Genomic DNA, 14356 nt, shown 5'->3' with positions numbered 1-14356 from the left:
CGGCGAGGATGTCCGGCGTCCGGCGGCGGGCGACGCGGCTCACTCGGGCAGCAGGTAATCGAACGGCTCGCCCACGTTGCCCACCCAGTCCGTCGGGCGCACGCAGAACCGGGCCGGCAGGTCGCGGGGGTCGAGGAAGATGGGGATCCGCCGGTACCTGAGCCACTCGGCCGCCGGATCATCGCAGTCGGTCGTGTCCCGGGGGCCGAAGCGGTACTCGAAATCCGCGTGCTCCGGCAGGGAGAAGATCGGCTCGACGCGCATGCCCTCGGCGGCGTCGCCCCCGCGCGAGAGCGCGGGCCGGCGCGACGGCGGGGTCGTGTCGATCGTGGTGAGGACGACCGTGGGGAACGAGAGCGATTGCCACGCGGCGTCGGGCGCCGCCGTCGGGCCGGCGAGCACGCAGAGCAGGTGGACCCCCTCGGCCTCGGGCAGCGCGAGGGCCGACAGGTCCTGGGCAACGAGCTTGATCGGCGCCGAGTAGCCCTCTTGCCGACGGCAGTCGACCTCGCCGGCGCGCCCCAGCTTGTAGCGGAAGAACCCGAGCGCGCCCCGCGCGCCCAGCGTCATATCCCAGGTGTTCGTCGCGCCCGTCGCCGGATCGCTCGGCCGCTCGCGGGGAGCGGGGTAGGTCAGCACGTCGAGCGCCCGGCCGGCGTCGAGGGCGCAGCCCTCGCGATCCAGCGCGAAGCGGCCGTCGTCCCCGAAGCAGGCGCTCACGCCGGTCACGTCGACGGCGTAGCTCGCGCCCTCGGCCGACACGCCGGGGGGCGCGCCGACCTCGCAAGGTCTGCCGAGGAAGCAGTCGCCGTCGGGCGGGCTCCCCAGGGTCGTGGTGTTGACGACGGCATAGACCCGCTGCGCCTCGTCCAGCACCGGCGAGCCCGAGCTGCCGTTGGCGATGTCGGCGCAGCGGTTCCGGTGCGCGCCGAACCAGTGCCAGCGATACTCGACGATATCGAAGGTGCCCTCCTCGCTGCAGCGGGCGCGCCGCAGGAACTCCACGTCGAGCTGCGGCGCGCCCACCACCGACACGCGCCCCCCCGGCGGCGGCGGCGAGGGCGCGAGCCCGAGCGCGACGACGCCGCGCTCGGCGAGGGCGCCGATCGTGGTGTCGAGCTCGACCACCGCGAGGTCGGTGCCCTTCATCGTCGCATAGCGGATCGCCTTCGCCGGCACCTCGACCTGCGCGCCCTCGGTGTCGCGGAAGTAATTGAAGATCATCCGCAGCTCCGGGGTCGCCCCGGTGTCCACGAACACCGCGTTGGCCGAAGTCTCCGCGGCCCACTCGTGGGTGCAGTGAGCGTTCGTCAGCACGTGGGCCGGCGCCTCGGGGCGCCCCGCGGGGTCGATGAGGAACGCCGTGCAGGCCCCGGAGCCGAGCCCGCCGCTCAGCCGGCCCACCGCCCTGAAAGGAGCGCTGGCCTCGTCCCGCCCCGAGAGGAGCTCGGACGCCCCGTCCCCCGGCCCGCTCCCGCCGGCGCCGCCAGCGCCGGCCTCGCCCCCGGCGCCGGCCTCGCCGCCAGCACCGCCCGCCCCGCCGCCGCCCTGGCCGCCCGCGCCCGAGCCGGCGCTCCCCTGGCCGCCCGCGTCGCCGGGGGGCGACGACGGCGCGCAGGACGCGGAGACGAGGCCGGCGCAGGAGAGCAGCCCTGCGATCATCAGCGAGAGAGGACGCGGCGTCATCGGTCGAGCTCCTTGATGGCGAGACGCCGTAGCTTACCCGCCGCTCCTGCAGCTCGCCCGGCGTGATCCTGCTCGAGCGGCCCGAGCCCCTCCTTGACACGCGGCTGAGGTCGCTTCATAAGTTGGTTGTACGACCAACCAATAAACCGGCGCCAGCCAGCGCAGGAGCGTCAGGATGCCTCGCCCCTCGAACACCGCGGAACGTCGAGCCCAGATCGCGCGCGCTCTCCTGGAGGTCATGGCGGAGCGCGGCTACGAGGGAGCGTCCATCGGGGCCGTCGCCGCGGCGGCCCACATCGCGCCGGGGCTGGTCCACTACCACTTCGAGAGCAAGCGGGAGATCCTGCTCGCCGCCGTCGAGCTACTCGCGCGGGACCATGAAGGCCGGATCGAGCGGCGGCTCGCCGCCGCGGCGGGCGATCCGGAGGCCGAGCTCCGCGCGTTCATCGACGCTCACCTGCGGGTGGGCGAGGGGGCCGACCCGCGGGCGCTCGCCTGCTGGATCTGCGTGAGCGGCGAGGCGCTCCGCGACGCCGATGTGCGGAAGGCGTTCGCGGGCGCGCTCGAGAGCGCGGTGAAGAAGCTCGCCGCGATCGTGCGGCGCGGCGCGCAGGAGCGGGTGTTCTCCTGCGCGCGGGGCGACGTGGACGCCGCGGCCGCGGCGATCGTGGCCGCCATCCAGGGGTATTTCGTGCTCGCGGCCACGGCGCGCGATCTCATCCCCCCGGGCTCGGCCGCCGGCGCGACGTGGGCGATGGCGTCGGGGCTCCTCGGCCTCTCTTCCGCCTCCAGGAAAGCGAGCCGCTGATGCGCTCTCCCCACCTGTCCTGGCGGCGCCTCGGGCTCTTGGCGTCGCTTTATATGTGCCAGGGGCTCCCGTTCGGCTTCTTCACCCAGGCGCTCCCGGTCCTCCTGCGCAAGCAGGGGATCTCGCTCGAGGGCATCGGGCTCGCCTCCCTGCTCGCGCTCCCGTGGGCGCTCAAGTTCCTCTGGGCGCCGCTCGTCGATCGCTTCTTCTTCCCCCGCCTCGGGCGCCGTCGCTCGTGGATCCTCCCCTTGCAAGGGCTCACGATCGCGGCGCTCGGGCTCCTCGCGCTGCGGGACCCGGGGGAGGGGCTCTCGCCGGTGCTCGCGGCGGTGCTGATCGTCAATCTGCTCTCCGCGACCCAGGACATCGCCACGGACGGCCTGGCGGTGGACCTGTTGGCGCCGGGCGAGCGAGGCCTGGCCAACGGCATCCAGGTGGCCGGTTATCGTGCCGGGATGATCGTGGGCGGCGGGGCGCTGCTCGTCCTCTTCGACCGGCTGGGCTGGGGGCTCACCTTCGCGCTCATGGCGCTGTCCATCGCCCTCCTGAGCATTCCCACGCTGCTCGCCCGCGAGGCGGGGTGCGGGCGCGAGGGCGCTCGCTCCTCCTCGGTCGCCGCCATCGCCGCCTCGTTCTGGAAGCGCCCTCACGCCCGGCAGGTGCTCGCGCTCATCGTCGTGTACAAGCTCGGCGACGCCTTCGCGGTGGGCATGCTGCGGCCGTTCCTCACCGATCTCGGCCTCTCCCTCGCGGACATCGGGTGGCTCCTTGGGACGGTGGGGTTCGTCGCGGGGCTGCTCGGCGCGCTGGCCGGCGGGGCGCTGGTGCTGCGGCTCGGGCGGCGCTCGTCGCTCGTCGGCTTCGCCGTCCTCCAGGCGGCGAGCGTGCTCGGGTACGCGTACGCCGCCCGGGGCGAGGCAGGGGTGCCGCTGCTGGCGGCGCTCTGCGCGTTCGAGCACTTCGCCGGGGGGATGGCCACCGCGGCGCTCTTCACGTGCATGATGGACTGGACCGCTCGGGAGAGCGCCGCCACGGATTACACCCTCCAGGCGAGCGCGATGGTGATCGCCACGGGGGTCGCCTCGGCGGCGAGCGGCTTCTCCGCGGGGCGCCTCGGCTATCCGGCGCACTTCAGCCTGGCGGCCGTCCTGGCGGCGCTCTCGCCGATCCTCGGTTTCCTGCTGTTTCCGAGCGCGCGCCTCCCCGCGAAGCTCGCGCTCGAGGAGGCTTCCCAGGGCCAGGGCGACAGGCTCCCTGCGCAGGCGCCTTGCGTCACTGGCCGGTGTACGAGACGCGGTAGATGATGCCGCTCGTGTCGTCGCTCACGAGGAGAGACCCGTCCGGCATCTGGAGGAGCCCGGCGGGGCGGCCGAAGGTGGCGCGGCCGTCCTCGATCAGCCATCCGGTAATGAAATCCTCGAAGCCCATCGGCGTGTGGGTCGCGTCGTCGAAGAGGACGCGCACCACCTTGTAGCCCACCGGCGGGTAACGGTTCCACGAGCCTCGCATCGCGACGAAGGCGTCGTTCTTGTACTCGGCCGGGAACTGGTCGCCCGTGTAGAAGCGGAAATCGATGGGCGCGCTGTGCGCCTCGTAGATGAGCACCGCGGGATCGGTGGCGGCGGCGTACTCCTCTTTCGTCGTGCCGGGCGGGTCGTCCATGATCGGATCGATCCCCCGCTCGCCGGGGCCGCTCGAGTACACGTAAGGCCAGCCGTAGTTGTTGCCCTCGACGAGCCGGTTGAGCTCCTCGGGAGGCACGACGTTGCCGCGCTGGTCGCTGCCGTGATCCATGCCCCAGAGCTCGTCGGTCCCCGGGTACCAGTCGAAGCCGATGGTGTTGCGAAGGCCCTTGGCGAAGACGGTGCGGTCCTGCTGCGTCTGGGGGCCCAGCGATGGGTCGATGAGCAGCAAGGCGGCGTGCTCGGGGTTCGTCTCGGCGCACGCATTGCAGCTGCTGCCCACCGAGAACAGAAGGGATGTCCCGTCGGGGGTGAGGCGCATCGTGCGCTTGCCGTGCTGGCCGCCGTCGGGCAGATCGGTGATCAAGGTCGACGCGTCGCCGAGGCGGCCGTCGCCGTCGATGCGCGCGGAGTAAAGGCTCGTCGCCGTCGCCAGGTACATGGTGTCGCCCGCGGCGTCGAGCGCGATGCCGTGCAGGGTCTCGAAGCCCGGACCCCCCGTGAACACCTTCGTCGACTCGTCCGCCGCCCCGTTGCCGTCGGTGTCGCGCAGGAGCAGCACGTCCCCGGTCGTCGGCCGCGTGACGTACACCCCGCCGCCGGGGGCGAGCTCCATCATGCGCGCATTGTCGGCCCCTCTGGCGAACACGCTGATGGTGAACCCCGGCTTCGTCTTGAGCTGCTCGAGCAGCTCGTCGGAGAACGGCCGCTCCTCGGGCCGGAAGGTGTTGTCGTTCTCCGGACTGTACCCGCCGCTGCCGCCCTCGCCGCCGCTGCCGCCTTCGCCGCCGCTGCCGCCTTCGCCGCCGCTGCCGCCGTCTGCGCCCTGGCCGCCCCCTCCTGCCTGCGCGCCCTGATCCGGCGGCGCGCCGCCGCTCCCCCCGGAGCCGGCCTGGACGTCGGCGGGCTGAACGCCGCCTTCCTCGCCGCACGCCGCGACGAGCAACAGGATGAGCCAAGGCGCAAATTGCCGTTTCATGCGAGCGACCCTTTCCGCGAGAGAGGCCCCGGATGCGTCGGGGAGCGCCCTTCGCCCGGAACCCTCGCTGGATGACCTCATTCCGGACGAGGGCCGAAGCACGCCGCGTACCTGTTGGGCGGCTGGCGGGTAAGTGAGGACGTCTTACAAACCGGCCTCCGTGCGCTGTGGCACGATGGCCCGGCGCCGGCCTGCGCGTGGCAGAAAGGCACGCCGGTGCGCCGCGCCGCCGTGCGCCGCGCGGCGGTGCTGCCAGGATCGCGGCCAAGGCTGTGCCGAGCGTGATCGCGGGGCCCTGCTACAGTGCGGCCCATCGTGCACGCCACCACGAAGCTGATGCTCATCCGGCACGGGGAGACCGACGACAACCGCGCGCAGGTGTTCCAGGGACAGGCGGGGCGCGGGCTCAACGCGCGGGGGCGCGAGCAGGCCGCGCGGCTCGCGGAGCGGTTCGCCGGCGCGCGGCTCCGGCTCGCGGCGGTCTACTGCTCCGACCTCGAGCGCGCCGAGGAGACGGCGGCGCGCCTCGCCTCGGCGCTAGGCCTCCAGGCCGTCGCGGACCCTGCGCTGCGGGAGGTGAGCCTCGGCGCCTGGCAAGGGCTCAGCCGCGGCGAGGTGCAGGCGCGCTTCCCGGAGGAGTGGGCCGCATGGCGGAGCGGCGTCGATGTCCGGCGCGGGGGCGGCGAGACATACGCCGAGCTCGGCGATCGCATGATGCGCGCGCTCGACCGGATCGCGGAGCGGCACGCCGGCGAGGCGGTCGGGGTCGTCTCCCACGGCGCGGCCATCAAGACCGCGGTCGGGCGGATGCTCCAGATGGACGGAAGCGGGTTGAAGGCGCTCCAGGTGCCGGCGAACACGGGCGTCTCCCTGATCGAGCACGATCCGAAGAGCGGCTATCGCGTCGTCGTCTGGAACGACGCCGCTCACCTCGGCGACGCGCTGGTCGAGGCGCTCTCCGCGCCCCCGGCCTGAGGCGCGGCGCGGGCGGCCCGGGGGCACGCGGCGCTCAGAGCGCCGGGGATCGAAGCGAGGCCGCCTGGCGGGCGGACATGCAATGCTTGATGCCCTCCTTCAGGCTGCGCAATGGCCGGAGGTCGTCCAGCTCGACGCCGAGCGCGACGAACGTGCGCGCAATGTGAGGGCTGATGCCCGTCACGATGCAGGCGCAGCCGAGCAGCCGCACGGCCCTGGCCACTCGGGCCAGGCGCGCCGCGACCTCCTCATCGATGGCCGGCAGCCCGGTCACATCGAGGATGATCCAGCGGGCCTGCGCCTCGACGATCCGGCGGAGCAGGCCTTCCATCATCTCCGTCGCCCGCGCGGCGTCCACGGGCCCGATGATCGAGAGCGCGAGGATCTCGTCCCAGACGTCCACGATGGGCAGCGACAGCTCGCGGATGGTGATGCGCTGGCGCTCGATGGTCTGGAGCTGCTGCTCGAGGTCGAGCTTGGCGGCGCGCAGCTCGCGAAGCGCCTCCTCGCGCTGGGCGAGCGACTCCGTCTTGGCCTGGGACGCGGCCGCGGACGTGCTGAGCGCCGCCTCGAGCTCCTTCTGCGCGACCTTCCGCTCCTCGATCTCCTGCTCCAGACGCTCCTTGGCGCTGTTCAGCAGCGTCGACCGCTCCCGGAGAGCCCGCTGGATGCGGCCGAGGAGGACGTGAAACATCGCGAGCAGCACCGCGCTCACGCCGGCGAACGCGGCGCAGCCCGCCGCGAGCTGCATGCGGGCGGCGGCGGCGATGCTCGTCACATCGCGCATCACGAGCAACTTCGCTGTTTCGAGGGCCCGGACGTCATCGATCGGGAGCAGCATGCACTGCAGGACGCGGCCGTCCGCCCGGATGGTCGCGGTCGGCTCGTCGAGGGCCAGGCCCTGCCGCGACAGCAGCGCGGAGAGCTCGTCGGGGATCGCCTGCACCGTGCTGAAGACGGAGACGACCGAGGGGAGCGTGTCCCAGAGCGGCAGCCTCTGTTTCTGGGCGGTCGGCTCCCAGAGCTCTCGCTGCACGTACCGCTTGTCCACGAGGATGACGAGCTCGACGCCCGGAACGTCGCGCAATGAGGCGGCGACGTGCTCGAACTCCTTGCCGAGCTCGATGTACCCGAGGAGGCGTCCCCCGGAGCGCCAGGGCACCACATAGCGGAGGGTGTATGTGCCGAGGGGCCCCTGCTCGTTTCCGAAGCTCGGCTGTCCTGTCTGCTCCGCTTCCAGGAGCGTGACTCGAGAGATCGTGTCGCCGAAACGGGGGGGCTCGTGAACCCGCAAAAAGTTCACGCGGTCGGGAGCATGAAAGTAGAGGTGGGTGATCCCGGCGCGTGCCTTGAGGGCCTGGAGGAGCGGCGCCCCCCGCTCGAGGAGCGCTTCGCGGTCCCCCTGGAGCATGGCATCTTCGAGGACCGGATCCCGCTCGATGGCGCTCATCAGCGAGCTCAGGATCTCGACGTTGTCGATGAGCGCCCGCCGGAGGAGCTCCGTTGTGCGCTCGGTGTCCTGCCGGAGCGCCTCGTCGCGCCGTGAGGCGAACACGCTGTACGTGGTCGCCACATAGAGTGCGAGCAATACGGCCAGCGCGAGCGCCAGAGGGACGAGCACTCTGAGACGTACGTTATGGTCCGCGTCCTCGCGGACTGCGCTGCGATCCTCCATGAGCCTCCTCCCACGTCCCGGTCTTCGCCGGGGTCGGCGCTCGCGTGCGATGCGCCGCGGCCGGGGCCCCCGCAGGCCGATGGGCACATGCGCCCGGCACGTGGAACGGTTCTACACCTCCCGGCGCGATGAAGATACTGCTGTCAGAAAGAGACGACGAGATCTCCCGGCGCTCGTCTATCACGCTCACCTGGGGGAGCTCTCTCGGCGTCGGTGGAGTGGAGATGGACGGAAATGCCTGCCGAATCGCCGAGGCGTCCGCGAGGGAGCGCGTTCGATCCGGACGGGTAATTGTCCGGCGTTGTATGGCGAAGTGGACCCGCTGCGATTGAACGAGGCGTAACGTGGCGATAAGCCTCTGGTAAATCCGCCGCGGGGGAACGCCAGCGTCGCACCTTCCTTGGATCCGGCCTGGCCCTCGAGCGCCACGGGAGCGGCAGCGCAGCAGCTCGAGCCCCCGCAGAGGCTCCAGGTGAGCGATCACGTCGGCGGGCGCGCGGCGCCCTGGCCGTTCGTGTCGGTCTCCGCCTCGGCCGCGTGCAAGGGGAGCTCCACGATGAACGTGGCGCCGGCGCCCGGCTCGCTCTCCACGCGGATGGTGCCGCCATGCGCGGTCACGATCCATCGGACGATGTAGAGCCCGAGGCCGAGGCCGCCGAAGTTCCGGACCGACACCGCGCGCTCGAAGCGCTCGAAGATCCTCGCCTGATCCGCCTCCGCGATGCCCATGCCGTGATCGCGGACCACGAGCAGCGCCCGATCGGGCTGACCGCACACGGCGACGTGAATGGGGCCGCCGGCGCCATATTTCATCGCGTTCGACAGGAGGTTGATGAGGACCTGCTCCATGCGAGACGGATCCCAGCGCCCGACCACGGGCTCGTCCAGATCGAGCTGGACGCTGCAGCGGGCGTCGGCGAGCTGCTGGCTCATCCGCTCGACGATCTCGCACACCAGGGCCGCCAGATCGACCGGCGCGCGCGCGAGCGCCAGCCGCCCGGCGCTCAGCCGCGTCACGTCGAGCAGCTCGTTGACGAGGTGCGCGAGCCGCGCAATCTGCCGATTCAAGACCTGCAGCGCCGCGTCGAGCCGCTCCGGGGCGAGCTCGGAGCGCTGGTAGCGGCGCAGCAGCCGCTCGATGAGGTGCGCCTGCATCTTCAGCGATGTCAGCGGGGTCTTGAGCTCGTGCGAAGCGACGAGGAGGAACTCGTCCCGCCGCTCGATCGCCTGCTGGGCCTCGGCGAACAGACGGGCGTTGTCGAGCGCCAGCGCCGCGCGGGCCCCGAGCTCCTCGGCCAGCCACAGGTCGGCTGGGCCGTAACGGCGCTGAGGCCCCGTCAGCAGCAGGAGCATGACGCCGAAGCAGCGGTCGCGCGCGAGGAGCGGAACCCGGATGAAGGCGTGAACGCCGAGCTGCCCGAGGAGCGGCGCGGCGCCCGTGTCGCCCATCTCGGGCCGGGCCGGCGACGCCGTCGTGAGGGGCCGCACCGCGTCCTTCACGGCGTCGACCAGCTCGGCGGGCACGCCTGCGATGGCCGTGTGCCCCGGGGCGCCGGGATCGAGGCGCATGTCGACGACGCACCGGTCGGCCAGCTCGGGCACCGCGAGCTGCGCCACGCTCTCGAGGGTCGCGCTGTAGCCGAGGGCCATCAGCCTGCGGCTCGCCTCGGCCAGGAAGCGCTCGGCCCGCTCGGCCCGCTTGCGCTCGGTGATGTCGGTGGAGATGCCGCACAGCACGCCCGACATGACCCCCTCGCCGAGCGGGAACTTGACCGACAGGAAGGTGTGCAGCCCGTCCTCCAGCTGCACCTCCTCCTCGATCTCCAGCGGATCGCCCGCGTCGAGCACGCGCCGGTCGTTGTCCTGGAGGGTCCCGACGGTCGGCCCGGGAAAGAGCTCGGCGTCGGTCTTTCCGAGGATCTCACGGCTCGGCAGGCCCACGGCCTTGCCCGCCTGCCGGTTGGCGAGCAGATACCGGCCCTCGCGGTCCTTCAGGTAGACGGCCGCGGCCGAGTTGTCGACGATCGCCTGGAGGGTGGCCTGGTTCGCCTGGAGCGCCTGCTCCGCCCGCCGGCGCTCGGCGTTCTCCTGCTCGACCTGGGAATAGAGCATGGCGTTCTCCAGCGAGATGGCCGACTGCGAGGCGAGCAGCTCGAGCACGCTGAGCCGCGCTGGGGTGAACGCCCCGGCGACGAGCTTGTTCTCCAGGTACAGCAGGCCGAGCAAGCGGGCCTGCCGCACGATGGGGAGGCACAGCACCGACCTCGGCTGCTTCCGGGTGAAATACGCGTCCTCCGAGAACGGGTGCCTGGCGGCGGCGTCGTCGAGGAGCACGCGCTCGTGGCTGCGACGAACGTAGTTGAGGATGGACCGCGGCAGCGCCGCCGCCTCGCCGGCGTCGAGCAGCCGCGCCGCGCCGCCGGATGCCGCGAGCGCCGCCGCGGTCGACAGGCGATCTTCCCGGACCAGGAGCACATAGCCCTCCTCGGCGCCCGCGTGCTCGACCACGATGCGCAGCAGCATCTCGAGCAGGCGCGGGAGCTTGAGCTCCACGGAGATGCTCTGCGCGGCCTTGACCACCGACAGCACGTCGAACTGCTCGGCCCGCACGGCGAAGGTGACCGTGGGCGCGATCGGCTTGCGCTCGACGAGGAAGGGATAGCGTTGGTCGAGCTGCTCCACCTTGGCGTGGGCGCCCCAGCGGAAGTAGGCGGCGCGGGCCTTTTGCAGGTAAGCGTCGGCAGGCGTGGACAGGCCGCGCGCGCGGTAGAACCCGGCGGCGAGCTCGCAGGCGATGGCCTCGTGCTGGACGAAGCCGTGCTCCCGCGCCGACGACGCGGCCTGCTCGTAGCGCCGGATGGCCTCCCCCTCCTGCCCGCGGAGCCGGGCGATCTCGGCGCAGACCAGCGCGTGCTTGTGGAGGAAGTTCGGGGGACAGCTCTCTGCCCACTCGGCGAGCTGCCGCTCGCAATCGAGGAGCGCTCGGGGGAGCTCCTCGGGCGGCGGCGCCTCGTCCGAGACCGCGGCGAGCGCGAGCGCGTGGTAATAGAAGCTCTCGACGACGAGCGCGTGCGCGTCGTTCCTCCAGTCGTAGTCGACGACCAGGCGGGACGACGCCGCGAGCGCCTCACCCGGAGCGCCGAGGACGAACAGCGCCTGCGCCTTCAGGCCGAAGTAGATGCTGTGCGCGCTGCCCGCGGCCCCCGAGAGGAGCCAGTCCTCGAACCCCGCCGGGTCGAGCTTGGACCCGTCCAGCATCGGAAACTGGACCGGCCGCCCGCGCAGCGCCTGGATGACGTGCCGGAGCGCGAGCAGGACGCCGTGAACGAACGAGTAGCCGGCCCTGCGCACGAAGGCGAGGCGATCCTCGGTCTGATGGAGGACGTCCTCCAGCGGCTCGCCGCAGAGGAGCGGGAACATCGATGCCCAGATGCAGTTGTAACAGGCGTTGTTCCAGTCGCCGCACTCCACCGCGGCGTTGAAGCCGAGGCGGGTATACGAGGAGGTCTCCCGGTAGTGGCGGGTCCAGAAGACCACCTGCTGCCCGAGCAGCGTGAACACCGGGGCCTTCGTGGCGAGGACGGGGCTCCTGTCCGCCAGGTCGTAGGCGAGCTTGCCGAACAGATACGCCTCTCTGTATCTCCCGAACCTCGGGGCGAGCACCCTCGCGAAGGCGGCATACGCGTGGGCGGAGGTCTCCGCGTTGCCGTGGCGGAGGCTGAGCTTGACCATGCGGACGACGAGCAGATAGTGCAGGTTCTGGTCGACGAAGAAGGCAGGGATGAAGACTCCCCGGAGGACGCCCATCGCGACCTTGATCTCCGGGTGCGTCATGGGGGGCAGATCGAGCAGGCCCTCGATGGGCCGGTCGCCCAGGAGCTTCCAGACAGCCTCGGTCTCCTCTTCGGCCTGCGCGTCCGTGACGGGGAGCGACACCTCGAGGTCCCAGGCGCGGAGGCACGAGAGCCCGAGCTCCACGGCGCGCGCGGGTCGCCCGCGGGTGGCGTTCAGCGCGACGGCGAGCTCGACGACCGCGGCCCGTTCGGCCCTGCTCCTCGCGCGCTCGGTGAGCTCCGCGAGCAGCCGCTCGGCCTCGTCGAAGCTGCCGGTGACGTACGCGGCGTGCGCGCGCTCCAGGCCGAGGTCGTAGGCGAGCTCGTACTGCGCCTCCCAGCGCTCCTCGGGGAGGAGCGCCGCGCCCGCGGCGAAGAGGGAGGCGGCGGTCTCGTGGGCCGCCGCCGCCTTGGCCCTCCTGCCGGCGCGCAGGTTCAGCGCGGCGAGCTCGGCGCGCTCTGCCGGGGATCGGATGAGCGCGGCGCCGCGGTTGAGGTGGCCCACGATGTCGAAGAGCATCTCCTCGCGCTCCGCCGCGCTCCGCCCCTCCAGCAGCAGCCGGCCGATGCAGAGGTGCACCTCGGCGAGCTGCGCCGCCGGGATGAGCGCCTGGGCGGCCTGCTGCACCCGGTCGTGGACGAACCGGTACGCGCCGTTCCGGCGGAGCAGCAGCCCCTCTCGCGCGGCCTCCGAGAGCGCCTCGGAGAGCTCCGCCGCGGGGCGCTTCGCGACCACCGCGAGGGTGTCGAGCGTCAGGCTGCTGCCGAGGCACGCGGCGAGCTTGAGCGCGTCCTGCGCCGGGGCCGAGAGCCGCTTCAGCTTGCCCACCATCAGATCGACGACGTTGTCGCTGAAGCCCTTGTCGCGGATCGCGGCGATGTCCCAGCGAAAGGCGCCCGCCTCGGCGTCGAAGGCGATGAGCCCCTCCTGGTGCAGCTCCATCAGGAACTGGATCGCGAAGAAGGGGTTGCCGCCGGTCTTCTCGTGGACGAGCCGGGCGAGCGGCTCGACCTGCTCGGCCGGGGCGTGGAGCGCGCCGGCGGCGAGCGCGCCGACGTCGGACGCGGAGAGCGGCGCGAGGACGATGTCGGTGACCAGGGCGCCGCGCCGCTGCGCGTCGGCCAGCATGAGCGCGAGCGGGTGCGCCGGGCCGATCTCGTTGTCCCGGAAGGCGCCGATCAACAGCAGGTGCTCGGCCTCGGCGTAGGTGACGAGCTGCTCGAGCAGCTGGAGGCTCCCGGCGTCGGCCCACTGGAGATCGTCGAGGAAGAGCACCATCGGGTGCTCCTTCTGGACGCACGCCGCGACGAAGCGCTGGAGCGCCGCGTGGAACCGGTGCCGGGCCTCGACCGCGGGGAGCTCCGGCGCGGGCGGCTGCGGGCCGAGGAGCAGCTCGAGCTCGGGCAGCACGCCGGCGAGCAGCCCGCCGCTCGCGCCGAGGGCCTCCCGCAGGCGCTCCCGCCAGCGCTCGAGCTCCTCCTCGCTCACGCACAGGATCTCCTGCACGAGCCCGCGGAACGCCTGGAGAAAGGCGTGGTAGGGGACGTCCTTCTTGAGCTGCTCGAACTTGCCGGAGAGGAAGAAGCCCCGCTCGCGCGCGACGGGCCGGTGCAGCTCGGCCACGAGCGACGACTTGCCGACGCCGGAGTAGCCCGACACGAGCACGAGCTCCGGCCGCCCCTGCGCCACCACGCGCTCGAAGACGGCGAGCAGCGCCTCGACCTCGCGCTCGCGGCCGTAGAGCCGCTCCGGGATCTGGAACCGGCCCGAGGCGTCGCGCTGCCCGAGCGGGAAGGCCTCGACGGCGCCGCGCGACCGGAGCTCGGCGAAGCACCGATCGAGGTCGTGCCGCAGGCCGAGCGCGCTCTGGTAGCGCTCCTCGGCGGCCTTCGCGAGGAGCTTGAGCACGATCGCCGACAGCTGCGGGGGGATCGAGGGGACGATCGCGTGCGGCGGGGGCGGCGTCAGGGCGATGTGGCAATACACCCACTCGACGGGATCGCTCGCCTGGAAGGGCAGGGTGCCAGTCAGCATCTCGTAGAAGGTGACGCCGAGGGAGTAGAGGTCGGTTCGCTCGTCGATGGAGCGGTTCATCCGGCCGGTCTGCTCGGGCGCCATGTACGCGAGCGTGCCCGCGATCAGCGCGTCGTGGGCGAGGTCCTCCGGCCCGCGGGGCGAGGGGCAGGCGATCCCGAGATCGGTGATCTTCACCTCCCCGGTGTCGGGGTTGCAAAGCAGGTTCTGGGGCTTGATATCCCTGTGGACGACGTGGTGCCGGTGCAGCTCGGCGAGCGCGGCGGAGAGGCGCAGGGCGAGGGGGAAGAAGCGGTCGAGCTGCATCGGCCCGCCCTGGAGCTGGTCGAGCGAGCGGCCGCCGAAGTCCTCCAGGACCAGCGCCGCCTGGTCGCCGAACGCCTCGATCGCGTGCGCCTTGACGATGACGGGCACATCGAGCCCCCTCGCCACCTCGTGCTCGTGGTGGAGCCGCCCGAGGGCGTGGGGGCTCGCGTGGTCGCGCCGCAGGACCTTGAGCACGACCGGTCGGCCGTCCGCCGCGCGCCGGGCTCGGTAGAGGATCGTATCTGCCCCGGTGTGCAGGACCTCCAGCACGAGGTAGCGTGAGCTCTGGGGCATAGGGAGATTTTCGAAAGCCGGGGCGGCCCCCGAGGCGCCGACGTGGATCCTGATGTTGCCAAAAGTGTGGCGCTTCGCCACGC

The 14356-nt window shown here is 72.2% G+C and carries 7 protein-coding genes; 3 read left to right on the top strand and 4 right to left on the bottom strand.

Annotated elements, in window-relative coordinates:
• Window positions 1-39: 39 nt before the first annotated feature.
• The gene (locus NQZ70_RS34150) at window positions 40-1686 is read right to left on the bottom strand and encodes a serine protease (RefSeq protein ID WP_272826246.1); all 1647 of its coding nucleotides are present in this window, start codon (window positions 1684-1686) and stop codon (window positions 40-42) included.
• 175 nt (window positions 1687-1861) lie between these two features.
• On the opposite strand from NQZ70_RS34150, the gene NQZ70_RS34145 reads away from it, so the two are divergent.
• Both NQZ70_RS34145 and NQZ70_RS34140 read left to right on the top strand, forming a co-directional pair.
• Window positions 1862-2494 (top strand): TetR/AcrR family transcriptional regulator, encoded by a 633-nt coding sequence (locus NQZ70_RS34145; protein WP_129577972.1) that lies wholly within the window; start codon window positions 1862-1864, stop codon window positions 2492-2494.
• A complete protein-coding gene (locus tag NQZ70_RS34140; RefSeq protein ID WP_129577971.1) occupies window positions 2494-3798 on the top strand; it encodes an MFS transporter in 1305 nt (434 codons plus the stop codon). Before NQZ70_RS34145 ends, NQZ70_RS34140 begins: the two co-directional genes overlap by 1 nt.
• On the opposite strand, the gene NQZ70_RS34135 is transcribed toward NQZ70_RS34140, so the two are convergent.
• The gene (locus NQZ70_RS34135) at window positions 3767-5155 is read right to left on the bottom strand and encodes a sorbosone dehydrogenase family protein (RefSeq protein WP_165374312.1); all 1389 of its coding nucleotides are present in this window, start codon (window positions 5153-5155) and stop codon (window positions 3767-3769) included. The two genes, NQZ70_RS34140 and NQZ70_RS34135, sit on opposite strands and share 32 nt — an antisense overlap.
• A 315-nt stretch (window positions 5156-5470) precedes the next feature.
• On the opposite strand from NQZ70_RS34135, the gene NQZ70_RS34130 reads away from it, so the two are divergent.
• On the top strand, window positions 5471-6130 hold the full coding sequence (locus tag NQZ70_RS34130; RefSeq protein ID WP_129577968.1) for a histidine phosphatase family protein: 660 nt from the start codon (window positions 5471-5473) through the stop codon (window positions 6128-6130).
• A 34-nt stretch (window positions 6131-6164) separates the two neighbouring features.
• Here the strand turns inward: NQZ70_RS34130 and NQZ70_RS34125 are convergent, their stop codons facing one another.
• Together NQZ70_RS34125 and NQZ70_RS34120 are read right to left on the bottom strand one after the other, a co-directional pair.
• Window positions 6165-7751 (bottom strand): cache domain-containing protein, encoded by a 1587-nt coding sequence (locus NQZ70_RS34125; protein WP_165374311.1) that lies wholly within the window; start codon window positions 7749-7751, stop codon window positions 6165-6167.
• A 534-nt stretch (window positions 7752-8285) separates the two neighbouring features.
• Complete coding sequence (locus tag NQZ70_RS34120) at window positions 8286-14273, bottom strand: AAA family ATPase (RefSeq protein ID WP_129577966.1); 5988 nt, start codon at window positions 14271-14273, stop codon at window positions 8286-8288.
• Window positions 14274-14356: the final 83 nt, after the last annotated feature.

The organism is Sorangium sp. So ce836 (assembly GCF_028553905.1).
Lineage (GTDB): Bacteria > Myxococcota_A > Polyangia > Polyangiales > Polyangiaceae > Sorangium > Sorangium cellulosum_D.
Note: the sequence above shows the minus strand (reverse complement) of the source record. Positions and strands in the feature narration are given on the sequence as shown.

Coding starts and splice junctions, on each gene's coding strand:
- NQZ70_RS34145 (WP_129577972.1), top strand. CDS start 1,862: ATGCCTCGCCCCTCGAACACCGCGGAACGTCGAGCCCAGATCGCGCGC.
- NQZ70_RS34135 (WP_165374312.1), bottom strand. CDS start 5,155: ATGAAACGGCAATTTGCGCCTTGGCTCATCCTGTTGCTCGTCGCGGCG.
- NQZ70_RS34150 (WP_272826246.1), bottom strand. CDS start 1,686: ATGACGCCGCGTCCTCTCTCGCTGATGATCGCAGGGCTGCTCTCCTGC.
- NQZ70_RS34140 (WP_129577971.1), top strand. CDS start 2,494: ATGCGCTCTCCCCACCTGTCCTGGCGGCGCCTCGGGCTCTTGGCGTCG.
- NQZ70_RS34120 (WP_129577966.1), bottom strand. CDS start 14,273: ATGCCCCAGAGCTCACGCTACCTCGTGCTGGAGGTCCTGCACACCGGG.